This is a genomic window from Variovorax beijingensis (assembly GCF_003951285.1).
GTDB lineage: Bacteria > Pseudomonadota > Gammaproteobacteria > Burkholderiales > Burkholderiaceae_C > Variovorax > Variovorax beijingensis.
In genome coordinates, this window is the sequence record NZ_RXFQ01000001.1 from 228,939 (window position 1) to 255,886 (window position 26,948).

At 67.9% G+C, this 26,948-nt stretch carries 28 protein-coding genes; 6 read left to right on the top strand and 22 right to left on the bottom strand.

The window, feature by feature from the left end; genetic code table 11:
* Positions 1–4: 4 nt before the first annotated feature.
* Genes EJO66_RS01150 through EJO66_RS01170 form a run of 5 tightly spaced genes read right to left on the bottom strand, consistent with a single transcriptional unit; the run spans position 5 to position 6,542 of the window.
* Complete coding sequence (locus EJO66_RS01150; RefSeq protein WP_125964497.1) at positions 5–493, bottom strand: aromatic-ring-hydroxylating dioxygenase subunit beta; 489 nt, start codon at positions 491–493, stop codon at positions 5–7.
* The gene (locus EJO66_RS01155; RefSeq protein ID WP_124957090.1) at positions 493–1,806 is read right to left on the bottom strand and encodes an aromatic ring-hydroxylating oxygenase subunit alpha; all 1,314 of its coding nucleotides are present in this window, start codon (positions 1,804–1,806) and stop codon (positions 493–495) included. The genes EJO66_RS01150 and EJO66_RS01155 overlap by 1 nt, the downstream gene beginning before the upstream one ends.
* Before the next feature lie 19 nt (positions 1,807–1,825).
* The gene (locus EJO66_RS01160) at positions 1,826–2,818 is read right to left on the bottom strand and encodes a PDR/VanB family oxidoreductase (protein ID WP_125964498.1); all 993 of its coding nucleotides are present in this window, start codon (positions 2,816–2,818) and stop codon (positions 1,826–1,828) included.
* A gap of 18 nt (positions 2,819–2,836) precedes the next feature.
* A complete protein-coding gene (locus tag EJO66_RS01165) occupies positions 2,837–4,345 on the bottom strand; it encodes an indolepyruvate oxidoreductase subunit beta family protein (RefSeq protein WP_125964499.1) in 1,509 nt (502 codons plus the stop codon).
* Positions 4,346–4,349: 4 nt separating this feature from the next.
* On the bottom strand, positions 4,350–6,542 hold the full coding sequence (locus tag EJO66_RS01170) for a thiamine pyrophosphate-dependent enzyme (protein WP_124957096.1): 2,193 nt from the start codon (positions 6,540–6,542) through the stop codon (positions 4,350–4,352).
* 159 nt (positions 6,543–6,701) lie between these two features.
* On the opposite strand from EJO66_RS01170, the gene EJO66_RS01175 reads away from it, so the two are divergent.
* Positions 6,702–7,178: a MarR family winged helix-turn-helix transcriptional regulator gene (locus tag EJO66_RS01175; protein WP_025569755.1), complete on the top strand. Its 477-nt coding sequence runs from the start codon at positions 6,702–6,704 to the stop codon at positions 7,176–7,178.
* A 30-nt stretch (positions 7,179–7,208) separates the two neighbouring features.
* Here EJO66_RS01175 and EJO66_RS01180 read toward each other — a convergent pair whose 3' ends face one another.
* The 6 genes from EJO66_RS01180 to orn form a co-directional block, all read right to left on the bottom strand.
* Entirely contained in the window at positions 7,209–8,087 is an 879-nt protein-coding gene (locus EJO66_RS01180) for a quinone oxidoreductase family protein (RefSeq protein ID WP_125964500.1), read from the bottom strand.
* A complete protein-coding gene (locus EJO66_RS01185; protein ID WP_124957100.1) occupies positions 8,084–8,887 on the bottom strand; it encodes an alpha/beta fold hydrolase in 804 nt (267 codons plus the stop codon). The genes EJO66_RS01180 and EJO66_RS01185 overlap by 4 nt, the downstream gene beginning before the upstream one ends.
* The gene (locus tag EJO66_RS01190) at positions 8,884–9,891 is read right to left on the bottom strand and encodes a 3-hydroxybutyryl-CoA dehydrogenase (protein WP_125964501.1); all 1,008 of its coding nucleotides are present in this window, start codon (positions 9,889–9,891) and stop codon (positions 8,884–8,886) included. Before EJO66_RS01190 ends, EJO66_RS01185 begins: the two co-directional genes overlap by 4 nt.
* Positions 9,881–10,954, bottom strand: a complete 1,074-nt coding sequence (locus EJO66_RS01195) for an NAD/NADP octopine/nopaline dehydrogenase family protein (protein ID WP_124957104.1) — start codon at positions 10,952–10,954, stop codon at positions 9,881–9,883. Before EJO66_RS01195 ends, EJO66_RS01190 begins: the two co-directional genes overlap by 11 nt.
* A gap of 213 nt (positions 10,955–11,167) precedes the next feature.
* Positions 11,168–13,096: a DEAD/DEAH box helicase gene (locus tag EJO66_RS01200; RefSeq protein ID WP_164547759.1), complete on the bottom strand. Its 1,929-nt coding sequence runs from the start codon at positions 13,094–13,096 to the stop codon at positions 11,168–11,170.
* Positions 13,097–13,329: 233 nt separating this feature from the next.
* Positions 13,330–13,926, bottom strand: coding sequence for an oligoribonuclease (orn, locus tag EJO66_RS01205; protein WP_124957108.1), 597 nt, complete (start codon positions 13,924–13,926; stop codon positions 13,330–13,332).
* A 58-nt stretch (positions 13,927–13,984) separates the two neighbouring features.
* On the opposite strand from orn, the gene EJO66_RS01210 reads away from it, so the two are divergent.
* Genes EJO66_RS01210 through rsgA form a run of 3 tightly spaced genes read left to right on the top strand, consistent with a single transcriptional unit; the run spans position 13,985 to position 16,598 of the window.
* Positions 13,985–15,250, top strand: a complete 1,266-nt coding sequence (locus EJO66_RS01210; RefSeq protein ID WP_124957110.1) for a M48 family metallopeptidase — start codon at positions 13,985–13,987, stop codon at positions 15,248–15,250.
* Positions 15,251–15,278: 28 nt separating this feature from the next.
* A complete protein-coding gene (locus tag EJO66_RS01215; protein WP_124957112.1) occupies positions 15,279–15,626 on the top strand; it encodes a 4a-hydroxytetrahydrobiopterin dehydratase in 348 nt (115 codons plus the stop codon).
* A 15-nt stretch (positions 15,627–15,641) separates the two neighbouring features.
* Positions 15,642–16,598: a ribosome small subunit-dependent GTPase A gene (gene rsgA, locus EJO66_RS01220; RefSeq protein WP_124957114.1), complete on the top strand. Its 957-nt coding sequence runs from the start codon at positions 15,642–15,644 to the stop codon at positions 16,596–16,598.
* Here rsgA and hisC read toward each other — a convergent pair.
* From hisC to rpsP, 7 genes are all read right to left on the bottom strand, one after another.
* Positions 16,592–17,680 (bottom strand): histidinol-phosphate transaminase, encoded by a 1,089-nt coding sequence (gene hisC / locus EJO66_RS01225; protein ID WP_124957116.1) that lies wholly within the window; start codon positions 17,678–17,680, stop codon positions 16,592–16,594. The two genes, rsgA and hisC, sit on opposite strands and share 7 nt — an antisense overlap.
* A 22-nt stretch (positions 17,681–17,702) precedes the next feature.
* On the bottom strand, positions 17,703–18,704 hold the full coding sequence (locus tag EJO66_RS01230; protein WP_124957118.1) for a CobD/CbiB family protein: 1,002 nt from the start codon (positions 18,702–18,704) through the stop codon (positions 17,703–17,705).
* 48 nt (positions 18,705–18,752) lie between these two features.
* Positions 18,753–19,472: a CoA pyrophosphatase gene (locus EJO66_RS01235; protein WP_124957120.1), complete on the bottom strand. Its 720-nt coding sequence runs from the start codon at positions 19,470–19,472 to the stop codon at positions 18,753–18,755.
* A gap of 146 nt (positions 19,473–19,618) precedes the next feature.
* The gene (gene rplS, locus EJO66_RS01240) at positions 19,619–20,002 is read right to left on the bottom strand and encodes a 50S ribosomal protein L19 (RefSeq protein ID WP_018903298.1); all 384 of its coding nucleotides are present in this window, start codon (positions 20,000–20,002) and stop codon (positions 19,619–19,621) included.
* Positions 20,003–20,125: 123 nt separating this feature from the next.
* Positions 20,126–20,872, bottom strand: a complete 747-nt coding sequence (gene trmD / locus EJO66_RS01245) for a tRNA (guanosine(37)-N1)-methyltransferase TrmD (protein WP_124957122.1) — start codon at positions 20,870–20,872, stop codon at positions 20,126–20,128.
* A 15-nt stretch (positions 20,873–20,887) separates the two neighbouring features.
* A complete protein-coding gene (rimM, locus tag EJO66_RS01250; protein ID WP_124957124.1) occupies positions 20,888–21,442 on the bottom strand; it encodes a ribosome maturation factor RimM in 555 nt (184 codons plus the stop codon).
* Positions 21,443–21,458: 16 nt separating this feature from the next.
* Positions 21,459–21,722, bottom strand: a complete 264-nt coding sequence (rpsP, locus tag EJO66_RS01255) for a 30S ribosomal protein S16 (RefSeq protein ID WP_007831311.1) — start codon at positions 21,720–21,722, stop codon at positions 21,459–21,461.
* 183 nt (positions 21,723–21,905) lie between these two features.
* Between rpsP and EJO66_RS01260 the strand changes: the two genes are divergently transcribed.
* Positions 21,906–22,430 carry a GNAT family N-acetyltransferase gene (locus EJO66_RS01260; protein ID WP_124957126.1) on the top strand — a complete coding sequence of 175 codons (525 nt, stop codon included), beginning with the start codon at positions 21,906–21,908 and terminating at the stop codon, positions 22,428–22,430.
* Positions 22,427–22,873, top strand: coding sequence for an NINE protein (locus EJO66_RS01265; RefSeq protein WP_124957128.1), 447 nt, complete (start codon positions 22,427–22,429; stop codon positions 22,871–22,873). Before EJO66_RS01260 ends, EJO66_RS01265 begins: the two co-directional genes overlap by 4 nt.
* Positions 22,874–22,899: 26 nt before the next feature.
* Here the strand turns inward: EJO66_RS01265 and EJO66_RS01270 are convergent, their stop codons facing one another.
* From EJO66_RS01270 to pcnB, 4 genes are all read right to left on the bottom strand, one after another.
* Complete coding sequence (locus EJO66_RS01270; RefSeq protein WP_124957130.1) at positions 22,900–23,910, bottom strand: inorganic phosphate transporter; 1,011 nt, start codon at positions 23,908–23,910, stop codon at positions 22,900–22,902.
* A gap of 13 nt (positions 23,911–23,923) precedes the next feature.
* Positions 23,924–24,568, bottom strand: coding sequence for a DUF47 domain-containing protein (locus EJO66_RS01275; protein WP_012746613.1), 645 nt, complete (start codon positions 24,566–24,568; stop codon positions 23,924–23,926).
* A gap of 115 nt (positions 24,569–24,683) precedes the next feature.
* Complete coding sequence (folK, locus tag EJO66_RS01280) at positions 24,684–25,304, bottom strand: 2-amino-4-hydroxy-6-hydroxymethyldihydropteridine diphosphokinase (RefSeq protein WP_317617007.1); 621 nt, start codon at positions 25,302–25,304, stop codon at positions 24,684–24,686.
* Positions 25,301–26,938: a polynucleotide adenylyltransferase PcnB gene (pcnB, locus tag EJO66_RS01285; protein ID WP_125964502.1), complete on the bottom strand. Its 1,638-nt coding sequence runs from the start codon at positions 26,936–26,938 to the stop codon at positions 25,301–25,303. Before pcnB ends, folK begins: the two co-directional genes overlap by 4 nt.
* Positions 26,939–26,948 lie beyond the last annotated feature (10 nt).

A 26,948-nucleotide genomic window follows, 5' to 3' on the forward strand; every position in this document is an offset into this window, starting at 1 on the left:
GTCCCTAGATAAAAAGCTGCACGGCCGGCAGCGCCGCGTCGCAGTTGAGCAGGTTGACGCGCTTGAGCACCATGCGCAGCGCGCCGTCCTGCACCCTGAGGTGATGGAAGAAGGTACCGACGTAGAACTGGAGTTCGTCGCCCTGCGATTCGGTGTAGTGGAATCCGGTGCGCACCACGAAGCGGTTGGCCTCGGCGTCGAACTGCTCGACCACGGGCACCTGCAGCAGGTGATGGCAGCGGCTCGGCGGCTGCTGCGAGAAGGCACGCGGGCTCTTGAGGCGCTCGATGCGCAGGTCGCGCAGCAGCTTGTCCTCGTAGAGGTGCGAGGTGTGGTTGAGGCCGTCTTCCTGGTCAGGCACCAGCGGCACCCAGTAGAAGGCATCGTCGGTGAAGAGCGCGTTCCACTCCTCGTAGCGGCGGGTGTCGAGCAGGTGCGCCTCGTTCACGACGAAGTCGATCAGGTCCTGGCGGGTGACTTCGGTGCCGGCCATCACATGGTCTCCGTCATGCGCTGGACCCACGCGCGGTACTGGTTGCGCATCGGCAGTTCGTTGGTGCCGCCGGTGGTGATCTCTCCGCCTTTCAACTCCGACGGGTCGTAGTTGCGATGCAGGCTCACCCACTCGTTGCCGCTCGCATGCAGCCCGGCCTGCATACCGCGGTAGGCCTGCAGGTCGTCGTGCCCTACCACCGAGAACGGCGAGTTGATGAGCCGGTTGTACATGGTGGTGCGCTGCAGCAGCTCGGGCGGCGCGCCCTTGAGGCGGAAGGTCCAGCTCTCGATCAGCGTCTTGTCGGCCGAGATCGGCTTGACCACGCGGATCGCCTGGATCGCGCCCTTGATCGTGAGATTCGGGTAGTACACCGTGTTGTGCCGTGCCATGCCGAGGATCTGCGCGGTCTTTGCCTCGCCGTAGCGCGCCTTCATGGCACCGTCGTAGGCAGGGATCGCCTTGTACTTGCTGTGGATGCTGAAGTGCACGCCCGTGAAGCTGTGGCCGTTGTCATAGGTTCGGATGCCCATGTCCTCGAAGAACTTGTAGTCGGACATGAAGGGCGCGAACTGCTCCACCGCCATGGGCTTGGGTTCGTCCTCGGGTTTGTCGGCCCACATGCGCTTGGCGGTGCCGGCCGACGACTCGTGCGCCACCATCGGATGCATGGTGTCGTTGAGGTTCTCGACGAACATCTTCCAGTTGCACTGGTGCATGAAGCGCAGGCAGCCGCCCGCGATTTCAAGTTCGCCCTCGGGCGAGCGGTCCGCCATGTTGTCGATGGAGCTCAGCGAATCGCCGAAGTAGTCGTCGAAGTCCGGCCCCGCATCGCTGATCTTCACGAAGATGAAGCCGCGGTGGCTTCGCACATGCCTGAGCGTGGTGAGCCCCTTGGCCGATTCGCACTCGTGCAGCGCGGTGTTCTCGTAGCCGGTCTTCAGCGGAACCGCCAGCAGCGAGCCGTCGGTCTTGAAGGTCCACGCGTGGTACGGGCAGCGGAAGAACTTGCCGGTGTTGCCGCAAGGCCCGTTCACCAGCCGCGAGCCCTTGTGGGCGCAGCGGTTCATCATCGCGCGCACGCTGCCGTCGGCGTGGCGCACGACGATCAGCGGACGGCCGGCGATCTCGTTGCTGATCCAGTCGCCGGGCTTGGGCAGCTGGCTCTCGTGGCCGACGTAGTTCCAGGTGTTGGCAAAGAAGTGCTCCTGCTCCAGCTCGAACAGCTCCTGGCTGGTGTACAGGTCGCGGTGCACACGGTCCTTCTGCACCAGCGCGCGGATGGCATCGGGGTTGTCTCGGTACGAGGTCATGGTTCTCGTGTCTCCTGCTTCAGATATCGAGCACCAGGCGCGCACCCTTGGCGCGCGAGATGCAGATCTGCATGACATTGCCTTGCGCCTTCTCGCGGGCGGTCAGCACGTAGTCGCGGTGATCGATCTCGCCTTCGAGCACGGGCGTGGCGCACACGCCGCATTCGCCGCGCTTGCAGTCGAACATCGGGTCGCAGCCGTGCTCGATCAGGCAGTCGAGGATGCTCTGGTCGGCCGGCACGGTGAGGCGCTGGCCCGACTGGGCGAGCTCCACCTCGAAGGGCTGATCGCCCTCTTCCGCGACCGGCTCGGTGAACAGCTCGAAATGCACGCGGTCGTGCTCCCAGCCGCGCGCCTGGGTGCGGGCGAGCACGGCGTCGAGCATGACCTTGGGGCCGCAGACGTAGAGGCGGTCGCCGGCGGACACGCCGTCGAGCAGCGCGTCGATGTCGAGCGGCCCGCCGGCCTCGGCGTCGGCATGCACGCGCAGGTCGTCGCCGAGCAGCGCCTGCAGCTCGGGCAGGAAGGCCATCAGCTCGCGGCTGCGGCCGGCATAGTGCATGTGCACCGGCGCACCCTCGGCGCGGCGGCGTGCGGCCATGGTGGCGAGCGGCGTGACGCCGATGCCGCCCGCCACCAGCACCGATCCGCCGGGGCCGGTGTGCAGCGGAAAGTCGTTCTTCGGCGCCTCGATGGCGAGCGTGTCGCCCTCGTTCAATGCTTCGTGCATGAAGCGCGAGCCGCCGCGGCCTTCGGCCTCCTTGCGCACGGCGATGACGTATTCGGTCGGCGCGTTGTTGGCGTTGCGTGCAGTCGCAAAGTTGATCAGCGAATAGTGGCGCCAATCGGTCTTGCCGTCCGGCAGCGAGACCTGCACGCGGATGTGGGCGCCGGCCGCAAAACCGGGGAGCGCGCGGCCGTCTTCGGCGCGCAGCCGCAGCGTGCGGATCAGCGGATTGAGTTGGCGCGCTTCGGCAACGCGAAGCTGGAGCGTGGCGGTGGGAGCGGTCATCGTTCGTCCGTTGTCTCTTCAGGCCAGAGCGTGCTGCGCCAGCGCAGCCTGCAGCTTGTGGCCGTGTTCGTCGGCAAGCGCCGCATCGCGCAGCTCGCGCAAGGTGGCCGGGGCCAGCGCCGCACCGGCGCGCTCGACCGCGCGCATCACCGTGTCGTAGTTGCGGATGCCGCGCTCGTGCGTGTCGCTGTAGCCCTTGACCAGGCGCTGGCACTGCGCGAGCTCGACGGCCAGTTCGGGGTTGCACTGCGCGGTGGCGGCGATGCGCTGCAGCCATTCCTCGATGCGGCGGTTTTCCTCCGCATAGCGCATCGTCGAGCGGCGCCAGCGCTTCATGGCCGCGACGGTGCGCAGCATCAGGTAGCCGTGCAGCGAGCTGGTCTGGATCACGCGGCCGTGCTGCGTGAAGCGCTCGACGATCCTCTTCGGCAGCGTGGAGTTCATGAGCCAGCGGCCAATGCCGCCCGGCAGCGTCTCGCAGATTTCCTGCAGGCGCGGATGCATGTACTCGTTGATGGCGAGCACCTGGCCCGGCTGCACGCGCGCTTCGCCGCGCACGCGCTCGAAGCGGGTGGCGCGGGTCTTGAGCGCGGCAACGCGGGCCGTGTCTTCGTACGACATCCAGAGCGCGAGGTGGCGCGCTGTCTCGCGCAGCAGCCGATGGTCGCCATGGCCCGGCAGCGCTGCCACGGCGGCCATGCGGTCGAGATACAGGCTGGCGTAGGCCGTGTCCTGGTAGTCGATCAGGCGGCGCACGCCTTCGAGCAGCAGGTCGTGGGCCGCAGCAGGAAATTCGCGCTGCACACGCTCGACCAATGCACGCACGGCCGGATGGCGCGGCTGCGGCGTTGGCATGGCAGCTGCCGCTTCGGGCGGCGCTTCGCCATCGTCGCCACCCTGCGCACGCGCAAACGCCGCACCAAAGGCCTTGAGGCTGGGCCTCACGCCCACGCCGCCGCGCTCGATGGTGGCCTCGAACTGCGCGCGGCTGAACGGCAGCACGCCCGAACCCGCCAGGGCACCGAACAGCACGGCGCTGATCACGCTGCCCGCGGCTTCGGCCGCCTGCGCCATGTCGAAGCGGATGAAGCGCTTGGCGGCCCGCGCGGTGTGCGCGAGCAGCTGCGCGCTGTCGACGCGGCCGTCGCCGAGCGCACTCTTCTCGGCGATGGAGAACACGCGGTGCGTGGATGCAATGAGCGTGGTGCGGTCGCTGGTGACGAGCCCGCGCTGTACCGCGCGCCCCGCCTCCATGAGCTCCGAGGCCAGCACCACGTCGACATCGCCCGGCAGCGGCATCAGCGCGAGCACGGGCCGGCCGCCGTCGGCTTCGGCTTGGGCGATGGGGTACAGCTCGACGTAGTAGATGGTGGCGCCGGTGCGCTGCGCCACGCCCGGCACCGAGGTGGTCTGCGCGACGTAGCCATTGGCCTCGCCCATGTCGACGATCCAGTCGGCCAGCACCCCGCCGCCCTCCCCGCCCATGGCAAGGATCGCGATCTTGATCGGTTGCGCCTTGTTCGTCATCGCTTCAGAAGGCATAGGTTTCGCGGCGGCGCGCTTCGCCGCGCTGCAGCCAGCCGATGATGGCGGCGCGCAGGCGCTCGCGCAGCAGGTCCCAGCGGTTCGGGTTGCTCACGATCTGCGCCTTGTAGAACGACGGGCACAGCACCGCCGCATGCGAGACCTCGCCGCACACGCCGCAGCCCACGCAGCTGTCGAGCACCGTGGCCACCGGATCGGTGCGCAGCGGATCGGGATTGGGCTTGATCGACAGCGAGGGGCAGCCCGACAGGCGGATGCACGAGTGGTCGCCCGTGCAGGTATCGGAATCGACGCCGAACTTCTCGCGCACCATGCGCTTGCCGTCCACGATGGCCTTGCGCACCAGCGGCTTCTCGCGGCGCTGCTTGTTGAGCATGCACTCCGACTGCGCAATCAGGACCTTGGGGCCCTTCTTCGCCGTGGTGAGCGCCTCTTTCAGCGCGTCGCGCATGCCGGCGACGTCGTAGGTGCGGCGCATCGTCTTCACCCACTCGACGCCCACGCCGCGCACGGCGCGCTCGATCTCGTGGCCGGTGCTGCGGGTCCTGTTGACGGCGTTCGACGAGAGGATGTCCTGCCCGCCCGTGGCCGAGGTGTAGTTGTTGTCGACGACGATGGTGAGGTTGTCGCTCTTGTTGAACACCGCGTTGGCCACGCCGCTGGTCAGGCCGTTGTGCCAGAAGCCGCCGTCGCCCATCATCGAGATCGCGCGCTTGCCTGCCGGCGCATTGAGCGCCGAGGCCCCGGCGCCGCCGAGCCCGTAGCCCATGGTGGTGTTGCCGATGTTGAAGGGCGGCAGGATGGAGAACAGGTGGCAGCCGATGTCGGCGCTCACGTGGTGCGGACCCAGCTCGCGCTCGACCAGCTTCATCGCGCTGAAGATCGGCCGCTCGGGGCAGCCGGTGCAAAAGCCCGGCGGGCGCGCATGCACGACCTCGGCGAGCGAGGTGGACGGCTGCGCCGGCTCGGGCGCGGCATCGACGCCGATGGCCGCCACTTCCTTGAGCGGAATCACCTTGCGCACCGGCGGAGGCACCGGCAGCGGCGCGAGGCGTTCATAGCGCTCGCAGAAGCTGCGCGCGCCCTTCAGCAGTTCGGATGCGGTGTACTCGCCCGCAACGGGCAGCATGTCCTTGCCATGCAGCGCGGTGGTCGAGCCGGCCTGCCGCAGGATGGTCGCGAGGTTCTGTTCGACGAAGTTGGGCTGGCCCTCCTCCACGATCAGCACCGCGCGCTTGCCTTCGCAGAAGCGGATCACCTCGCTCTCGATGACCGGGTAGGCCACGTTCATCACGTAGAGCGGCACCTGGGTATTGCCGTACACGTCGGCCAGGCCGAGCCGCTCGAGCGCGCGCAGCAGCGTGTTGTAGCTGCCGCCCTGCACGATGATGCCGATGTCGTCGGCGTCCTCCGAGAAGAACTCGTTGAGCTGGCGCTCCTCGATGAAGCGCACGGCCGCGGGCCAGCGGTCCTTCACCTTCTCCTGCTCGTGCACGAAGCTCGCGGGCGGCAGCACGATGCGGCCGACGTCGCGCTGCGGATTCTCGAGCGCGTCCTTCAGCGTGAACTTCGCGCGCTTGTTGTCGCCCGCAATGAAATGGCCATGCACATGGCAGGCGCGGATGCGCAGCTGCAGCATCACGGGCGTGTTGCTCGCCTCCGAGAGATCGAAGCCCTGCTTCACCGCATCGACGATGCTCGGCAGGTTGGGCCGCGGATCGAGCAGCCAGATCTGCGACTTCATCGCGAAGGCATGGCTGCGCTCCTGCATGATCGACGAGCCCTCGCCGTAGTCTTCGCCCACGATGATCAGCGCGCCGCCGGTCACGCCGCCCGAAGCCAGGTTGGCCAGCGCGTCCGAGGCCACGTTGGTACCCACGGTCGCCTTGAAGGTGACGGCACCGCGCAATGGATAGTTGACGGAAGCGGCCAGCGTGGCGGCCGCGGTGGCTTCGCTCGCGCTGTTCTCGAAGCGGATGCCCTGCTCGGCAAGGATGTCCTGCGCATCGGCCAGCACATCCATCAGGTGCGAGATGGGTGCCCCCTGGTACCCCGCCACATAGGAAACTCCCGATTCGAGCAGGGCCTTGGTGACCGCCAGAATGCCTTCACCGCGAAACACATCTCCGCCAGAAAGCCGCAGCTTCTTGACTTCTTCGACGAACGAACGCTCAGCCATGTCGGTCCTTGTTCTCTCTCGTGGGACGATGCGTGCAAGCTGCCGCACCGTGCTTTCTATAATGTTGACAAATGAATGTATCCACAATCATGAATTACCCTAGACATGCAAGCAGCGTGCCCGCGGTTGGTTCGGGGCGCTTGGCCGTGAGGTGCCTCCATGGCCGAGCCATCTCCTGAAACACATCGCTTCGTCGATGACTACCTGCCCGCGCTGCTGGCGCAGGCCAGCCAGCTGATCTCCTCGGAATTCCACGAGGTGGCGCGGCAGCAGGGCTTCTCGGTGTCCGAGTGGCGCGTGATGGCCTCGCTCGCGGGCAGCGAGCCGATCAGCATCGGCCAGCTCGCGCAGGTGACGGTGACCAAGCAGCCGACCGTCACGCGGCTGCTCGACCGCATGGAGGCACGCGGACAGGTCGAGCGGCTGCCCCATGAGAGTGATCGCCGCATCACGCTGGTGCGCATCACGCGCAAGGGCTTGAAGGCCGTGGAGCACCTGATGGAACTCGCGCGCGACCATGAGCGGCGCGTGCTCGAACCCTTCGGCCTGCGGCGCGCCGAGGAACTGAAGCAGACCCTGCGGCAGATGATCGACCTGCATGTGCATGTGCCGGTCGAGGAGCCGGAAGAAGACTGAAGCGCCCCGCCCCTTGCGCGCGGGGCGCGGCTAAGGCACCAGCACCGCGCGGCCGCGATGGCCGCGCTGCGCAATCCATTCGAGCGCCACGGCGGCATCGGCCAGTGCAAAGCTGCGCACCTCCAGATGCAGGCGGCCGTCGGCCAGCCGCGCAAGCAGCTCGGGCGCCGCGGCCCGGCCGGCGGCTTCGCGCCTGAACATGTTGAGCGGCAGCAGCGCCACGTCGCGCTGCAGGAAGTGCGCGATGTCAAGCTGCAGCGTGGGGCCCGCGGTGTAGCCGATGAGCACGGCGCGCCCGCCGGGCCGCACGGCCGGCAAGGCCGCCGACAGGACGGTGCCGCCGACCGTGTCGATCAGCAGGTCCGCACTCGCGGTCGGCGGGGCCTCGGCGTCCGGATCGACCGCGCCCACGGAGCAGCCAAGCTCGCGCGCCAGCTGCACGGCGAGAGAGCCCACGGCACCACTCGCCCCCGTGACCAGCACCTGCTCGCCGGCCTGCAGCTTCGCGACTTCATGCAGCGCCACCCATGCCGAGGTGGTGGGCGAGAAGAACGCGGCACCCACCGCCATCGGCAGCACGTCGGGCAACAGGCCCAGCGCTTCGTCGGGCGCATCGATCTGCTCGCACCAGGTGCCGTCGAACAGCGTGCCCAGGCCGCTGCCGCGCAGCCACACGCGCTGGCCGGCGGCAAAGCGCCCGCTGGCAACGACGATGCCCGCGGCCTCCACGCCCGGCGTGTAGGGCAGCGGCGGATGGCGCAGGAAGCTGCCGCGCCACACGGTGCGGTCGATGTGGCCGACGGTGGCCGCGTGCATGCGCACGATGGTGCGGCCGGGCCGTGGCGCCGGGTCGGGCGCCTCTTCGAGCACCGGCACCGCGTCGAAGCCGTGGATGCGGATGGCTTTCATGAGGGCAGCGCCGAAAGAAAATCGAGCACCGCCTGCGCGAAGGCTTCGGGCATCTGGTCGGGCAAGGGGACCATGCCGCCTTCGATGTCGACCATGCGCGCCTGCGGCAGGTGGTGCAGCAGCTCCTGCGCATGCGGCGCGGCAAACGGATCGGCGGTGGCGCGGATGATCAGCGCGGGCTGCGTCACGCGGCCGATGCGCTCTTCCATGCGATAGGACGCGACGGCCCGATGGCCCTCCTCCACGCGATGGCCGACCTTCAATGCATCGCGCACGAAGGCCTCGAGCAGATCGGGGCGCCCTTCAGGATAGAAGCCCTGGCGCCTCTGCCAGAGTGCCGCCAGGTGGCTGCCGTCTTCGCTGGGAGCGACCTCGTCGATGGGCGGCCTCTCGGCCCTTGCGATGCGAAAGGCTTCGCCGGTGTACGGCGTGGACGACAGCACGAGGCTGCGCACCCGGCCCGGAAACGCCGCCGCCAGTTCGACCGCGATGACGCCGCCCGTGTGGTGCCCCACCACGTCGGCCCGCGCAATGCCCAGTGCATCGAGCAGTTCGCCCGCCACGCGCGCCCACTGCGCAATGCTCGCCGGCACGCCGCCGTCCGCCGAATCGCCGAAGCCCGCGGTGTCCATGGCAACGGTGCGATACCGCGCGCCGACCAGCGGCAGCACCTCGCGGTATTCGGCCCAACTGCGCGGCGACTGGTGCAGCAGCAGCACGGCCGGCGCGTTCGCATCGCCGCATGCCGCGTAGTGCACCTGCCCCACCGACAGGTCGGCAAAGGCGCGGCGGATCGTCACGGCAGCGTCTCGCCGGCCGGCGCGCGCCACAGGCCCGCGTGCTTCAACTCGCCGAGCGTGCGCGACAGCACGTCGCGCCGGTAGGCCGCGATGTCGCGGCCCTGGTAGTCGTAGAAGCCGCTGCCGCTCTTGAGGCCGAGCCGCCCCTCCTCGACCATGCGATCGACGATGGCCGGCGCGGTGTAGCGCCCCTTGTCGATCGAGGCCGACATCTCGCGGCTCGCGTGGTGCAGGATGTCGCAGCCGCCGAAGTCGATGAACTCGACCACGCCGAGCGCGGCAAAGCGCAGGCCGAGGCCGTAGCGCGTGGCCTTGTCGATTTCCTCGGCGGTGGCGGCGCCCTCCTCGATCATGCGGGCCGCCTCGTTCATCACCAGCGCCTGCAGGCGCGGCACGATGTACCCCGGCGACGCGCCGCAGACGACGGGCAGCTTGCCGATGGCCTCCATCAGCGCCTTGGTGCGCGCGAGCACGGCGGCATCGGTGCCGGGATGGCAACTGAGCTCCACCACGGGAATCACATAAGCCGGATTGAGCCAGTGCATGTTCAGGAAGCGCCCGGGCAGCCGCACCAGCGCCGCGAGCTGCGTAACGAGGATGCTGCTGGTGGTCGACGTGAGGATGGCGTCGTCGCGGCAATGGCGGTTGAGCTGCTCGAAGGCTTCGCGCTTGGCCTCCAGGGTTTCGGGCACGCCCTCGAACACCAGCTCGGCGGCGGCCAGCGCTTGCGGTGCTTCGGCGGCGCTCACGAAGTCCACGCGGGCGGCAATGGACTGGACCTGCGCAGCGTCGATCACCCCGAGCTGCGCCAGGCCCGCGAGGCTGGCTTCGATCTCGGCCTTCGCTTCGCCCTGCAGCCACTGCCAGTCCTCGTCGCTGCGCTGGCGCAGGTCGACCAGCGAGATGCGGTGGCCCGCGTAGGCGAACGCGATCGCGATGCCGCGCCCCATGCGGCCCGCGCCGACAGCCGCAAAGCGGGGCAGCGACGCGCGCTCATTCGCCATCGTGCAGCCTCTGCGCGAGCTGCGCCGCGCTCAGGTCGGCCAGGCCCAGGCTCTCGAAAGTGCGCGGGCCGTGCCGCAGGTCGCGGCCGAGAAAGCCGCCGACGATCGCCAGCAGGCCATGCGCGATGGGCGCATCCACCCCCGCATGGCGCGCGGCCGAGGCCAGGAAGGCGAGGCCGAGCTCGGTGTCCTCGGTGATGTAGCGGTGCGTGTGCAGGTCGATGTTCTCGCGCCAGTCGCCCGACTTGACGAGCTGCTTGTGCGCGTCGCCGTACATCCACTGGTCGTTGTTGTAGTGGTCGGCCAGCGGATAGTGCGGCGCGCCCTGCCCGAAGGCTTCGCGCACGGCCATGCGCTCCTGGTCGAGCCGGTCGGTCACGTCGCGCACGGCGCGCTGCGTGCCTTCGTTGTGGATGTCCCAGCGCTCGAAGTGCTGCAGCGGCGCGGCGTTCATCACCATCAGCGGCGGGTGGATGACCGGGCCGGCGTTCATGAGCGCGCCCGAGAGCGCATTGCCGCAGCCATGCACCGCCGGGTAGGCGCGGCGGATCACCTCGACGGCCTCGGCCTCCTTGCGCGCCGGATAGACGCCGGTCGGCAGGCGGATGGCGCGGATCGTGAGGTTCACCTCGCGCTCGCCGTGCTTGCGCGCGAGGTACGGCAAGGTGCCGGTTTCGGCCCAGGCTACGTCGGCGCGGCTGCCGGCCTGCTTCACCGTCCTTGCCATCACATAGCTGCCGAAGGTGCCCGGCGGCAGGAAGACGACCTGGCCGTCGGCCAGGTGCGGCGCCATGGCGAGCGCGATGTCGTGCTGGGCGATGGCGGGCGTGGGAATGACGATGAGCTCGGCGCCCTGGAGCGCCGCGGCGATGTCGGCGGTGGCCAGCGCCAGCGGCACCTCGCGCACGCCATCGGCGTCCTTCAGCGTGATCGCGCCGGCTTGCACCACCGGCTCGAGCGCGGCTGCATCGCGGCGCCAAAGGCGCACCTCATGGCCGGCTTCGGACAGGTCCGCGGCGGCCGCATAGGCGCCGTGGCCACCACCAAGAATTGCAATTTTCATGTTCGAACTTTGAAAGGCAGACGTCGATGAACCGGCAGCCGCGGTACGGACCGGGGAAGCAATGCCCTATTACATTACTTTTCATCGATTCATATGTCAATCAAGTTTCGTGCCTGCGCCCCCCTCGGAAACCCGCAATGAAAAAGCCCGCGCTTCGTGGGAAGCGCGGGCTTTCTTTTGGGGCGAGCGGCCGGCCGGCCGCTTGGAAATGGATCAGCGCGAGGGCTTGAACGCACGCTTTTGGGCGTCGCGCGGCACGAACACCTTGCCCGGGCCGCCATGGCCTGCGCCGTTGCCGCGCGGTGCAAAACCCTCGCGCGGAGCGAAGCCTTCACGGGGCGCGAAGCCGCCGTCGCCGCGGCCACCACCGTGGTGGCCTTGGCCGTGGCCGCCGCGCGGGGCGCTGTTGTCGCCCCAGCCCGGCTTGCGGCCGTAGCCGCCGCCATTGCCGCCGTCGTCACGGCTGCCGCCGAAGCCGGCGTTGTTGCCGCCCTGGAAGCCACGCGGGCCCTGGTGGCCTTGGCTCGGGGCCGGACCGCGTGCGTTGCGGTCGTTGAAGCCGCTGGCGCCAGCATAGCCGCCGCTGTTGCCGCCACGGTAGCCACCGCCGCCGCCATTGCCGAACTTGCGGTCGCGCGACTGGTTGTCGCCACGGCCGCCGCGGTACTCGCCCATCGGCGGGCGCGATTGCGGCATGCGCTGCTGCGGCTCGAGGCCGGCCACCACTTCGGCCTTGAACTGTTGGCGGCTGTATTGCTCGATGTCCATGATCTTGCGGCGATCGCGGAACTCGGCAAAGGTGATGGCCAGGCCGTCGCGGCCGGCGCGGCCGGTGCGGCCGATGCGGTGGGTGTAGTCCTCGGCCTTCATCGGCAGGCCGAAGTTGAAGACGTGGGTGATGGTGGGCACGTCGATGCCGCGCGCGGCCACGTCGGTGGCCACCAGGATCTGCACCTGGCCCTGGCGCAGCGCCATCAGGCGGCGGTTGCGCAGGCCCTGGCTCAGGGCGCCGTGCAGCGCCACGGCGCTGAAGCCTTCTTGCTGCAGGTCGTTGGCGAGGCCGTCGCACTCGACTTGCGTGCTGGCGAACACGATCGCCTGGTTGATGCTGGTGTCGCGCAGCCAGTGGTCGAGCAGCTTGCGCTTGTGCTGGCTGTTGTCGGCCCAGTACAGCGACTGCTTGATGTTGGCGTGCTTCTCTTGCGGGCTGTCGATGGTGATGCGCTGCGGCTCGCGCATGACGCGCTGGGCCAGCTGCTGGATGCGCGGCGCGAAGGTGGCGCTGAACATCATCGTTTGCTGGCGCTCGATGGTGAGCTGGTTGACTTCGGCCAGATCGTCGGAGAAGCCGAGGTCGAGCATGCGGTCGGCCTCGTCGACCACCAGGAACTTGACCTGGTCGAGCTTGAGTTGCTGCGAACGCTGCAGGTCGAGCAGGCGGCCGGGCGTGGCCACCACGAGGTCGGCGTTCTGCAGCTTGGCGATCTGCAGCTGGTAGGGCATGCCGCCCACCACGTTGGCCACGCGCAGGCCCCGGCAGTGGCGAACCAGTTCGATGGCGTCATGCGCCACCTGCTGCGCGAGTTCGCGCGTCGGGCACAGGATCAGGGCGCCGGGCGTGGCGGCCTTGAAATGGCGGGCGTTGGTCGGGTCCTTGCGCTTGGGCTTCTTCGGCACGGCTTCGCCGCGCGCGGCGGCTTCGGCGGCCAGGCGCTGGAATTCGGCCTTGGCTTCGGCTTCGGCCTCGGCCTGGCGCTTGAGCAGCGTGTGCAGCACGGGCAGCAGGAAGGCGGCGGTCTTGCCCGAGCCGGTCTGGCTCGAGACCATCAGGTCGACAAAACGGGCCTTGCCGTCCTGGCCGGCTTCACCGCCCATGGCGAGCGGGATCACCTTGTCTTGCACGGTGGTGGGCTGGGTGAAGCCCAGGTCGGCCACGGCGGCGATCAGCTCGGGCGCGAGGCCGAGCTTGATGAAGCCGTTGGGCACGCGGGCTTCTTCGGCCGCGGCCGCTTCGGGCGCTGCGGCGTCGAGCGCCTCGAGGATCGGCGCTTCGGACACGGTGTCCACGGCGGCGATGAATTCGTTGTTGTTGGTGGATTGCACAGGCGCGAACTCGCCCTGCGCTTCAAAAGCGTCGGTCATGTGAATATCAATCTCAAACGCGAGCGCTGCCGTAGGCGGCGCCCCGTTGGTGGTTAAAAACATCAACCATCCAACGACATTCAACTTCTGGCTTTCGCCGGAAGCTGCGGCCCTTTTTGATCAGCGGATGCGATCGGGCGCGGTGTGCAAGATAGGGAGATGCAAGAGACGCTGACCGGAAAATCCCCCAGATCAGCGAAGCCATCGATTATGGCACGACTCGGGGTTTTTACCTAATCCGTCAATTTCAGGAAGGTTTCCCTGTAGTGCGCGAGCTCCTCGATGGATTCGTGCACGTCGGCCAGCGCGGTGTGCGCCTGCTGCTTCTTGAAGGCGCTGTAGGCGGCGGGCTTCCAGCGCTTGGCCAGCTCCTTCAGGGTGCTGACATCGAGGTTGCGGTAGTGGAAGTACGCCTCGAGCTTGGGCATGAACTTGACCAGGAAGCGCCGGTCCTGCCCGATGGTGTTGCCGCACATGGGCGAACCGCTCCTGGGAACATAGCGGGCCACGAACTCCAGCAGCTGCTGCTCGGCCGCGGCTTCGTCCAGCGTGGAAGCCTTCACCTTGTCGATCAGGCCGCTGCGGCCGTGCGTGCCCTTGTTCCAGGCGTCCATGGCGTCGAGCACCGCGTCGCTCTGGTGGATGACCAGCACGGGGCCGTCGATGCGTGGCGTGAGGTCGGGGCCGGTGACGACCACGGCAATCTCGAGCAGGCGCTCCTTCTCGGGGTCGAGGCCGCTCATTTCGCAATCGAGCCAGACCAGGTTCTGGTCGCTTTTCTTGAGGACGGGGAGGGTTGCGACGGTCGTGGGGTCAAGGGATTCGGGCATGGCAGGATTGTCGTCGAAGGCCTGCGCCGGCCGGACCCGAGGGCTAAACTCGCCAGTCATGTCCTATTCGCTCATCTTCACCACTGCCTTCGCCGTTGCACTGGTCGCGGGCCTGCTCGTGAAGTTCTGGCTCGCCTCGCGGCAGGTGCGCCACGTGGCGCGGCACCGCGGCGCGGTGCCGGCGGCTTTCGAGCACACCATCAGCCTCGCCGCCCATCAGAAGGCGGCCGACTACACCATTGCCAAGGCGCGTTTCGGCCTCGTCGAAATGGCCTGGAGCACCGCGCTGCTGCTTGGCTGGACGCTGCTGGGCGGGCTCGACGTGCTCAACAGGCTGCTGCTGAGCTGGCTCGGCGGCGGCATGGTGCAGCAGCTGGCGTTGCTGGCGGCCTTTGCGGTCATCGGCGGCCTGCTCGAGCTGCCCTTCACGCTCTGGCAGACCTTCAGGCTCGAGGAGCGCTTCGGCTTCAACAAGATGACCTTGCGCCTCTGGCTCGCTGACACGCTCAAGTCCACGGCACTCGGCGCCGCGATCGGCCTGCCGATTGCGGCGCTGATCCTGTGGCTCATGGGCGCGGCCGGCGCCACCTGGTGGCTCTGGGCCTGGGCCGTGTGGATGGGATTCAACCTGCTGGGGATGCTGGTGTACCCCACCTTCATTGCGCCGCTGTTCAACAAGTTCAAGCCGCTCGACGACCCCACGCTCAAGGAACGCGTCACGGCGCTGATGAAGCGCTGCGGCTTTGCCGCCAAGGGCCTGTTCGTGATGGACGGCAGCACCCGCAGCGCCCATGCCAATGCCTACTTCACCGGCTTTGGTGCGAGCAAGCGCGTGGTGTTCTACGACACGCTGCTGCGCCAGCTCGACGCAGCCGAAGTCGAGGCCGTGCTCGCGCACGAGCTCGGCCACTTCAAGCACCGCCACATCGTGAAGCGGCTCGTTGCGATGTTCGCGCTGAGCCTGGCGGGCTTCGCACTGCTGGGCTGGGTGTCGACCCAGGCCTGGTTCTACACGGGCCTCGGCGTGCAGCCCAACATGGCGGCAACGGCGCCGAACGATGCACTCGCGCTGCTGCTCTTCATGCTCGCAGTGCCGGTGTTCGGCTTCTTCGTCGCGCCGCTGCCCGCACGCCTGTCGCGCAAGCATGAGTTCGAGGCCGATGCCTATGCGGTGGCGCAAACCAGCGGCGCCGACCTGTCGGCCGCCTTGCTCAAGCTCTACCAGGACAACGCGTCGACGCTCACGCCCGACCCGGTGTTCGTCAAGTTCTACTACTCCCACCCTCCGGCCTCCGAGCGCCTTGCGCGCATGACGGCGGCCTGAAGAAGACATTTGCCGGAAAGCCGAGACCATGAGCAGCATGTTCAAGCCCAAAGACTGGAAAAACATCCCCCGCAAGTCACTGAGCGCCACCGAAATCGTCTCCGGCCTCGCCAAGCTCGATGGCTGGAAGCTCGACGGCGACGGTGCCAATGTGGCCATCGAGAAGACCTTCAGCTTCGCCGACTACTTCGAGACCATCGCGTTCGTGAATGCGCTGGCTTTCATCGCCCATACGCAAGACCATCATCCGGACCTCTCGGTGCACTACAACCGCTGCGTGGTGCGTTTCAACACGCACGACGTGGGCGGGCTCTCGATCACCGACTTCGAGTGCGCGCGCCAGGCGAACGCGCTGGTGGCCAGCCCGGCACCGTGATGAGGAAACCCGCCGTTGGCTAAGCCGGGCCGCACTCCCGCCAAGGGGGCCGTCGCCTCCGCGCGCATTCTTCACGACGGCCTGGTCATCGCGAGCCATGGCCGCCATTGCCTGGTCGAAACGCCAGCGGGCGAACGCCTGATCTGCCATCCGCGCGGCAAGAAGAGCCAGGCCGTGGTCGGCGACCGCGTGCGCTGGCAGGCCAGCGAAGACGAAGGCACCATCGAAGAAGTCGTGCCGCGGCGCAACCTCTTCTACCGGCAGGACGAAATCCGCACCAAGTCGTTCGCGGCCAATCTCGACCATGTGCTGATCCTGATCGCGGCCGAGCCGGAGTTCTCCGAGCATCAACTCGCGCGTGCGCTCATTGCCGCCGAAGCCGAACGCATCACGCCGATCATCGCGCTCAACAAGAGCGATTTGGCCGAGCCCTTCGAGCGCGCATGGAACAAGCTCGCGCCCTACCGCCGCATGCACCATGGCGTGCTGCCGCTCTCGCTCAAGGCGTCGGGCGAGGCCGACTACGCGTCGCTCATGAAGCTGCTCGCGGGCAAGAGCACGCTGGTGCTGGGGCCCTCGGGCGCCGGCAAGAGCACGCTGATCAACCTGCTGGTACCCGGTGCCACCGCATTGACCGGCGAAATCTCGCAGGCCCTGAATTCGGGCAAGCACACCACCACCAGCACCACCTGGTACTGGGTCGACGAGGCGCGCACCACCAGCCTGATCGATTCGCCGGGCTTCCAGGAATTCGGCCTGAACCACATCGCGCCGATGCAGCTCGCGGGCCTGATGCCCGACATTGCCGCGCATGCGAACGACTGCAAGTTCTACAACTGCACCCATCTGCACGAGCCGGGCTGCGGCGTGATCGCGAACGTGGGCGCGCCCGGCAAGCCGGGGCCGATCAGCGCCACGCGCTACAGGATCTATGGCGAACTCTTCGCCGAACTCAGCCAGTCGCGCTACTGAACGCCCAGGATCGATTCGAGCGCCTGCACCAGCGCCCCGCACTGCTCGCGAGTGCCGATGCTGATGCGCAGATACTGCGCGATGCGCGGCTGCCTGAAATGCCGCACCAGCACCGCGCGCTCGCGCAGCAGCGCCGCCAGTTCGGCCGCGTCGCGCTCCGGATGGCGTGCGAACACGAAGTTGGCCTGCGAAGGCAGCACTTCGAAGCCCAGGTCTTCGAGTTGCAGGCTGAGCCCTTCGCGGGTGTCGACGACCTTGTCGCGCGTGGCCTGGAACCAGGCCTCGTCTTCGAGCGCCGCCACCGCACCCGCCGTGGCAAGCCGGTCGAGCGGATAGGAATTGAAGCTGTCCTTGACGCGCACCAGCGCCTCGACCAGGTGCGCCTGCCCGCAGGCAAAGCCGACCCGCAGGCCGGCCAGCGAACGCGACTTGGACAAGGTCTGCACCACCAGCAGGTTCGGATATTTGCCAATGAGCGGCAGCGCGCTCTCGCCGCCGAAATCGACATACGCCTCGTCGACCAGCACCACGCGCTCAGGGCAGGCCGCGAGCAGCTGCTCGATGCGTGCGAGCGGCAGCCCGATGCCCGTGGGCGCATTCGGGTTGGCGATCACCAGGCCCGCGCAGCCGCCGCGGGCGCGGGCCGCCATGGCATCGACGTCGATGCACAGGCCTGGGTCGACCGGCAGCAGTTCGCAGTCGATGCCGTAGAGCTGCGCATAGACCCGGTAGAAGCTGTAGCTCACATCGGGCATCAGCAGCCGCTCGGCCTGCTGGAAGAAGGCGAAGAAGGCGTGCGCCAGCACCTCGTCCGAGCCGTTGCCCGCAAAGACCTGGTCGGCCTGCAGGCCGTGCCGCCGCGCCACCGCTTCGCGCAGTGCGAGCGAGGCGGGGTCCGGATAGCGCTCCAGGCCATTCGCCGCCGCCTGCTGGATGGCATCGATGGCGAGGGGTGACGGCGGATACGGGTTCTCGTTGGTGTTGAGCTTGACGAGGTTGGCGATGCGCGGCTGCTCGCCGGGCACATAGGGTTCGAGCGCGCCGATGCGCGGGCTCCAGAAGGCCGGTGCAGGGGTGGTCATGATCTTTTTGGAGAGCTGCCGCTCAGCCGAGCAGGCGGGCCAGCGTGAGCAAGGCCAGCAGCACCATCCACATCACCACCGAACGCCACACCAGGCCCACCACGCTGCGCAGGTGGCCGGGCTCGGGCTCGCGGCCCGGCGTGCTGCCGCTGTCGAGCCGGCGGCCATCGGCCATCGAATCGCCGGCCTGTGCGCGCGGGAGGGGATCGGTGACGGGAATCGGACTCAGCGCGCCGCCGCCCAGGCGCACATTGACGGCGCCCGAGGTCGCCGCGAGGATCACGCCGTCGTTCTCGCTCGGAAAGCGCCGTGCGTCATTGCGCCAGCAGTCGATCGCCTCTTCGAAGCTGCCGACCACGGCAAAGCCCAGTGCGGTAATGCGCGCAGGCAGCCAGTCGATGGCGTGCCAGGCGCTCTCCGCGGCCCGCTGCACCGAGACGCTCGAAGGCTGCACCGCCGCGCCGTTCTTGTGGTGCCAGTAGCGCGAAACGAACTCGCTCATCCGATAGAACACCGCGCCGGCCGGCCCCAGGCCCAGGGCGGCCAGCACCGAGAACCAGGCCAGCACGCCGAACACGTGGCGGTGCGCCGCAATCACCGAATGCTCGATCACGTGGCGAACGATTTCGCTGCGCGGCAGTCCGGCCGCATCCACGCCCTGCCAATGCGCCAGCAGCGAGCGCGCGAGCGGCTCGTCACCTTCGTCGAGCGCATCGCGGATGTCCGTGAAGTGGTGGCTGAACTGCCGGAAACCGAGCGTGACGTAGAGCACCGCAACGCTCCAGAGCACTGCGAACGGCAGCCCCAGCGTGAACACCAGCAGCAGGTGGATGCCCAGCGTCATCAGCGTGGGCATGAGCACCGCAAGGCCCCATGCGACCCATCCATGGTGCGGCTTGCCGGCGTCGAAATTGCGGCTGGTCCAGCGCGTCCAGGCCAGCACGCCGCCGTACACCGGGTTGTGGGAGGCGAGCGGCCGCACCTGCTCGATCAGCAACGCACACAGGATGGCAAAGAAGCTCATCCTTCGATGATAGCGAGGGCGCCTGCACAGGCGCGGCGCGGGCCGAGCTCAGGCGCTGAGGAAACGATAGAGATTGCGCAGCATGCCCGCGGTGGCACCCCAGACGAAGCGCTCTTCGGTGCCGTCCTGGTAGGGCATCGAATACCACTCGCGGCGGGTGCCGTCGGGCGCAGGCACGGTATGGCGGCGGTGGTTGGCCGGATCCATGAGCCAGGCCAGCGGCACCTCGAAGGCCAGCGCCACTTCGTAGGGATTGATGGTGAGCTCGAACTCGGGCTTCACCAGCGCAACCACGGGCGTCACGATGAATGACGTGATGGTCGTGTAGGTAGGAAGGCTGCCGAGCACTTCGATGTACTGGGCCGAGAGCCCGACTTCTTCCCAGGCCTCGCGCAGTGCGGCCGCCGCGATGTTGGCGTCCTCGGGATCGACGCGCCCGCCCGGAAACGCCACCTGTCCCGAATGGTTGGACAGGTGCGCCGTGCGCTCGGTCAGCAGCACGGTGGCGCCTTGCGCGCGCTGCACGATGGGCACCAGCACGGCCGCCTGCGCGGGGGCGCGGTCGGTCAGGCGCGGCTCGCGCCGCAATTCGGGCGTCCACTCGGGCGGGGCGGCAAAGCGCCTGCGCAGGGCCTCGGTCGTCAATTGCGCGGTTGCCACGGCGGGCAGGCCGTCGGGGCCGCCGACCACAGGCGCCTCGCGCGGGTCGAACGGCAGCAGCGTGGGCGGCACCACGGCATTGACGGGTTCGACGGGAGCGAGTTGCATGGGGGCGGTGGAGTGGGTCAAGTGAGAGAGTTTCAGTGAAGGAGTAGAGCGTAAAAAAGCCGCGCTGTCTTTTTGCAAGAAGCGTGCACGGCGCACAACGCAAAAAGCCGCCTGAGCGGCGGCTTTTTGCACGGCAGGAAGGCAGCTTACTTGGCGGCCGATGCTGCTTGCGACTTGCCCGGCAGCTTTTCCTTGATGCGTGCCGAACGGCCGCTGCGCTCGCGCAGGTAGTACAGCTTGGCGCGGCGCACATCGCCACGGCGCTTGACTTCGATGCCGGCGATCAGCGGGCTGTAGGTCTGGAACGTACGCTCCACGCCTTCGCCGCTGGAGATCTTGCGCACCGTGAAGCCGCTGTTGAGGCCGCGATTGCGCTTGGCGATCACGACGCCTTCGTAGGCCTGCACGCGCTTGCGGGTGCCTTCGACGACGCTCACGCTGACGATGACCGTGTCACCGGGCATGAAATCGGGGATCTTCTTGCCGAGGCGGGCGATTTCTTCCTGCTCGAGGGTTTCGATGAGGTTCATGATTTCCTGATATTCGATCGTGCTCGCGCTACACAAAAGGCGCCTTCGGTTTCATTGCTCTTCCATCGCTGGATGAAAGCAACAAGCCAGGCGCGGCCGGGCAGAGGATCGGGGAACCGAGGATTATAGCTTTTTTTTCAGCGCTGCCTCATCGACCCTGCTCAGGCGGCCGGCGGCGCGTGCGGCGGCAATCAGGTCGGGCCGCCGCGCGGCCGTGATGGCCAGGCGCTGGTCGCGGCGCCAGCGCTCGATCTGCACGTGGTGCCCTGACAGCAGCGGCGCCGGCACGCCCTGCCCGTTCCATTGCTCCGGCCGGGTGTAGTGCGGGCAGTCGAGCAATCCGTCGAGCGAAGGATTGAAGCTGTCCTGCACATGGCTGGCCTCGTCGCCCAGCACGCCGGGCTGCAGCCGCGCCACGGCATCGAGCAGCGCCATGGCCGCGATCTCACCGCCCGAAAGAACGAAGTCGCCCAGGCTGATCTGGTGCGTCACGCGCGTGTCGATGAAGCGCTGGTCGATGCCTTCGTAGCGGCCGCAGACCAGCACCGCGCCCTCGCTGGCCGACCAGCGCTCGACCGCTTCGTGGCGCAAAGTCTCGCCGATGGGGGAGAACAGCACGACCGGCGCCCGGGATCCGCGCGCGGCCAGCGCCGCGTCAAGGCAGGCCGAGAGCGGCTCGGCCATCATCACCATGCCGGGTCCGCCGCCAAAGGGCCGGTCATCGACGCGCTTGTAGTTGCCCTGCGCGAAGTCGCGCGGGTTCCAGAGCACGACCTCGACCTGCTTGGCCTCGTAGGCGCGGCGCGTCACGCCGCTGGCCATGAAGGGCGCGAACAGTTCGGGAAACAGCGTGAGGACGTCGAAGCGCATGCGCGCGAGCCCCGGTCAGTATTCAGGCTGCCAGTCGACCGTGATGAGGCGGCCGGCGAGGTCGACCTTGTCGACGAAGACCGAGACGAAGGGCACCATGCGTTCGATGGCCTTGCCGTCTTCCTCGGCCGCGAGCACCAGCGTGGTCTGCGGGCCGGTGGCGAGCAGCTCGCGCACCGTGCCGAGCGGCACGCCTTCGCGGTTGACCACCGAAAGGCCGATCAGGTCGACCCAGTAGTACTCGTCGTCGCCGGCCGTGGGAAAGCTCGAGCGCGGCACGAACACGCGCGCGCCGCGAAGCGCCTCGGCCGCATTGCGGTCGGGCACGTCCTCGGAGGAGGCGACGATGCAGTCGGAGTGTTCCTTGGCTTCGCGGATCGCGAGCCGGAAAGCTGCGGTTGCCGAGGCTCCGGGAGCCTGCAGGAACCAGCGCTTGGAAGAAAAAAGCGCCTCGGGCTGGGCGCTGTGGGGCAGGACCTTGAACCAGCCCTTGATGCCCCATGCATCGGCGATGCGTCCTACCTCGATCGCATCCGCCGGCAATTCGGCGGCTTCGAGTGCGGGCAGCATCGGCGTGCCGGGCAGCTTAGGCAGCTGCCTTGGGGGCTGCTGCAGCGGCTTGCTTGATCAGGCGCAGGACCGTGGGCGAAGCTTGTGCGCCAACGCTCTTCCAGTAGGCCAGGCGGTCCTGGGCAATACGGATGCTTTCTTCGTTTTCCTTGGCGGTCGGGTTGTAGAAACCCAGGCGCTCGATGAAGCGGCCATCGCGGCGAACGCGCTTGTCCGACACGACGATGTTGAAGAACGGACGGCCTTTGGAGCCGCCGCGGGAGAGTCGAATGACGACCATGATTTATCCTTGGGTGGTGCAGCAAGCCCGTTGTTTGACAAGAGGCCCGCTCACAGTGTTCTTTCAACGTCGAGACACGCGACATGGCCACCCGGCCAGCGACACGCTGAAAAGCCTGCGATTATAGCCCGACCCGCGTTTTCTCCGAATTTCCGCGCTTGCCGCGTTCCGTTTGCCACCTGCATGACCCTCACCATCCGCCCCAGCCGCGACCAAGACATCGCGGCCATCACGGCCATCTACGCCCACCACGTGCTGAACGGCACCGGCACCTTCGAGACCGAAGCGCCCTCTGCCGCCGACATGGCCGCGCGCCGCGCCGACGTGCTCGGCAGGAACCTGCCCTACCTCGTGGCCGAAGAAAATGGCGAGGTGTTGGGTTTTGCCTACTGCAACTGGTTCAAGCCGCGCCCGGCCTACCGCTTTTCGGCCGAAGACTCGATCTACATGTCCGAAGCCGCACGCGGCAAGGGCCTGGGCGCCCAACTGCTGGCCGCCCTCTCGCAGGCCGCCGAGGCGGCGGGCGTGCGCAAGCTGATTGCCGTCATCGGCGATTCGGCCAACGCCGGCTCGGTCGGCGTGCACCGCAGCCAGGGCTTCACGCACGTGGGCGTGCTCAAGGACTGCGGCTGGAAGTTCGGCGAATGGCGCGACGTGGTCCTGATGGAAAAGGTGCTCGGCGAAGGCAGCACCACCCAACCCGAATGAAAAACAAGACCATTGCCGCCTGGCTCTCCTTCCTGGGAGGCCCGCTGGGCCTGCACCGCTTCTACCTGCGCGGCATCGGCGACTGGTTCGGCTGGCTGCTGCCCATTCCCACCGCGCTGGGCCTGTACGGCATCGAGCGCGCGCGCATGTACGGCCTGGACGACGGCTGGAGTTGGGTGCTGATTCCGCTACTGGGCTTCACCATCGCAGGATGCGCGCTGACGGCCATCGTCTACGGCCTCATGACGCCCGAGAAGTGGAACGCCCGCTTCAACGGCGGCGCACCTTCGGACGCCGCGCCGGGCCGCACGAACTGGGCCACGATCGGCGCCGTGGTGCTGGCACTCCTGTTCGGCACCACGGTGCTGATGGCCAGCATCGTGTTCAGCTTCCAGCGCTACTTCGAACACCAGGTCGAGGAAGGCCGGAAGATCTCACAGTAAGTGTTGCGCCCGAAGGCTGCGCAGCCTCAGAAAATCTGCCAGCTGAACCAGTAGGCAATCGCCGCAACGAAAGCCGACGCCGGGATCGTGAAGATCCAGGCCCAGACGATGTTGCCCGCCACGCCCCAGCGCACGGCGCTCGCGCGCTGCGCCGAGCCCACGCCGACGATGGCGCCGGTGATGGTGTGGGTGGTCGACACGGGAATGCCCAGCGCGGTGGCCAGGAACAGCGTGATCGCGCCGCCCGTCTCCGCGCAGAAGCCGCCCACGGGCTTGAGCTTGGTGATCTTCTGGCCCATGGTCTTCACAATGCGCCAGCCGCCGAACATGGTGCCCAGCGCGATGGCGGCATAGCAGCTCACGATGACCCAGTTCGGCGGCGCCGCGTCGCCGGCCGAGGCGTAGCCGGTGGCGATCAGCAGCATCCAGATGATGCCGATGGTCTTCTGCGCGTCGTTGCCGCCGTGGCCCAGGCTGTAGGCCCCGGCCGAAACCAGTTGCAGCCGCCGGAACCAGCGGTCCACGCGCGAGGGCGTGGCGCGCCGGAAGCCCCAGGCCACCAGCACCATCATCATCGAGCCCAGCAGAAAGCCGAGAAATGGCGAAACGAAGATGAAGGCCACGGTCTTCCAGATGCCGGAAGCCACCAGGCCGCCGGTACCGGTCTTGGCGATCACGGCGCCCACGATGCCGCCGATCAGCGCGTGCGACGAGCTGCTCGGGATGCCGTAGTACCAGGTCACGAGGTTCCAGCTGATGGCGCCCACGAGCGCGCCGAAGACCACGTGCACATCGACCACGCCGGGCTGGGCAATGCCCTTGCCGACCGTTGCCGCCACGCTCAGGTGGAAGATGAAGATCGCGATCAGGTTGAAGAAGGCCGCGAACAGTACGGCATGGCCCGGCTTGAGCACGCCGGTCGACACCACGGTGGCGATCGAGTTCGCCGCGTCGTGGAAGCCATTCATGAAGTCGAACAAGATCGCCAGCGCGACCAGAATCATCACCACCCAGAGGGCGACCTGAACCGTTGCCATCGATGGTTACCGCTCAGGAATTTTCGAGGACGATGCCCTCGATGACGTTGGCCACGTCCTCGCACTTGTCGGTGATCGTCTCGAGCAATTCGTAGATTGCCTTGAGCTTGATCACCTCGCGCACATCGGGCTCCTCGCGGAACAGCTTGCTCATGGCGCTGCGCATCACGCGGTCGGCATCAGACTCGAGGCGGTCGATTTCCTCGCAGGTCTTGAGCGTGGCCTCGGCCACCGCCGGGTCGGCGATCTTGCCGAGGAACTTGACGGCGTCCTTGAGGCGGTCGCAGCACTTCACGCTCAGGGCGGTGAGGCGCACGATCTCGTCGGTCATGTGGCGCACGTCGTACAGCGCCATGGTCTCGGCCGAGTCCTGGATCAGGTCGGCCACGTCGTCCATCGTGTTGATGAGCTTGTGGATCTGCTCGCGGTCGATCGGCGTGATGAAGGTCTTGTGGATCAGCCGGTTGACGTCGTGCGTGACGCGGTCGGCCGCACGCTCGGCATTGTCGACGTCGCGGTTGTACTGCTCGCGCAGGTGCACGTCGCTGTAATTGGCCACGAGTTGCTCGAACGCCCGCGCCGCTTCGACGATGCGCTCGGCGTGCTGGTTGAACATCTCGAAAAAATTCCCCTCGCGGGGCAGCAGCTTGCCGAACATGGCTCTCTCCTGGGTTCGCGGCTGCCACAAATGTGTGACAACGTCATGAAAAACCGCGCAAGTGTAATGGGCGAAACAAAGCCGCCCGGCCGACGGGGCTCACCGCCCCGCCTGCTCAGTCGCGAATCCGCTCGATGACCTGCGAGGAAACGCGGGCAAGCGCCGCGCGCGGCACCTTGTCGGGCGCGATCTCGGCGAGCGGCTTCAGCACGAAGGCGCGGTCGCGCATGCGCGGATGCGGCAAGGCCAGCGCGGGCGTGTCCTTGATCGCATTGCCGTGCATCAGCAGGTCGAGGTCGAGCGTGCGCGGCGCATTGGGAAAGGGCCGCTCGCGGCCGGCCTGCTCCTCGAGCAGGTGCAGCTCGGCCAGGAAGGCCTCGGCCGTGAGCCCGGTCCGCACGGCCACCACGGCGTTGATGAAATCGGGCCCGGTCGCATCGACCGGCGCGCTGCGGTAGAGCGACGAGCGCGCCGTCACCACGGTGCGCTCGATGGTGCCGATGGCGTCCATGGCCGCCGTCACGGCGGCCCGGGCGTCGCCGAGGTTGGCGCCGATGGCGACGAAGGCCTGCACGGTCGGATAGTCCTCGCGCGTGCGGCGGGCGGGCGCCCCCGCAGACCCCGCCTTGCCCGCAGGCCGGGCGGGCGGGCGCCGTGCGGGCGCCGGTCCGCCGCTCTTCGGCTTCGGCGAAGCGCCGCCGCTCTTGCCGTCCTTCGGCCGGTTCGGTGCGCTCATTCGGCTGCGGCGCTCCCGCCGCCCTCGCCGCCACCATCACCACCACCTCCGGTGCGCGGCTTGCGGCGACGGCGGCGCTTGCGCGGCGCAGCCGGCTCGCCATCGGGCGGCACGGCACCGGCCTCGACTTCGACTTCGGCCTCGCCGTCCTGCCGCGCGTCGGCATCGGGCTGGCGCTGGCGCGCCGCCGGTTCGCCGCGGGAGGGCTTGGGCGCCACCGGGTCGCGAGTTCGCACGCGCTGACGGGTCTTCTGCTCGTCGCGCACCTGCTCCAGCAGGTCTTGCTGGCGCACGTCGTCGGCAGTGCTGAACTCCTGCCACCACTCGGCAATGGCCTCGCTGACCTCGCCCACGTCGGCGCGCAGGCGCATGAAGTCGAAGGCTGCACGAAACCGCGCCTGGTCCACCAGGCTGTAGGGAGTGGAGCCGGTGCGCTTGTCGAAGCGCGGCTGCATCATCCAGATCTCGCGCATGTCGGCAGCGAGCTTGCCGCGGCCCGACACATCGCCGATGCGGGCGTTGAACACGTCGTCGATCGCGTCCTGCAGCGCCGGGAACGGCGGCTGCGGGCGCTGGCCGCGCTGGCCCTCGACGCGCTGGGCCCAGCCGTCGCGCACGTCGGCCCACAGCACGCAGGCCAGAAGGAAGCTCGGCGCCACGGGCTTGCCTTCGCCGACGCGGCGGTCGGTGTCCTGCAGCGCCGCCTTCACGAAGGGCTGATCGGCCCGCTCCACCACCACGTCGAGCAGCGGATAGATGCCCTTGGCGAGGCCAAGCTTGCGCAGCTGCTCGACCGTGGCAATGGCATGGCCGGTCTGCAGCAGCTTGAGCATTTCGTCGAACAGGCGGCTCTGCGGCACGTCGGCCAGCAGCTTGCTCGACTCGACCAGCGGCGCGGCCGTCTTGGCTTCCATCTTGAAACCGAGCGCCGCGAGCTTGGCCGAGAAGCGAATGGCGCGGATGATGCGCACCGGGTCTTCGCGGTAGCGCGTGGCCGGATCGCCGATCATGCGCAGCGTGAGCTTCTGGGCGTCGCGGATGCCGTTGTGGTAGTCGACCACGACCTGGTTGGCCGGGTCGTAGTACATGGCGTTCACGGTGAAGTCGCGGCGCGCCGCGTCTTCCTCCTGCGGGCCCCAGACGTTGTCGCGCAGCACGCGGCCGCTGGCGTCCACCGCATGCTTCATGCTCGCGAGCTCGCCCTTGCTGGTGCGCTCGTTGCCGGCCACCTGCTCGGCGGCGGCATTGTCCATGTAGGCGCGGAAGGTCGAGACCTCGATCACCTCGTGCTCGCGGCCGCGGCCGTACACCACGTGCACGATGCGAAAGCGCCGCCCGATGATGAAGGCGCGCCGGAAGAGCGACTTGACCTGCTCGGGCGTGGCGTTGGTGGCCACGTCGAAATCCTTGGGGCGCAGCCCCAGCAGCAGGTCGCGCACCGCGCCGCCCACCACGTAGGCCTCGTAGCCCGCCTGCTGGAGCGTGGTGACGACGTTCCTGGCACGTTCGTCGACCAGGGCTGGATCGATCTTGTGAACCTCTGCCGGCACCTCCTGGCGCTTGCCGAAGCGGCCCTTGCCCTGTGCGCCGCCGGCCGATTTGCCGAGCAGCTTGTCGATGAATTTCTTGATCATTGTTGGTTGA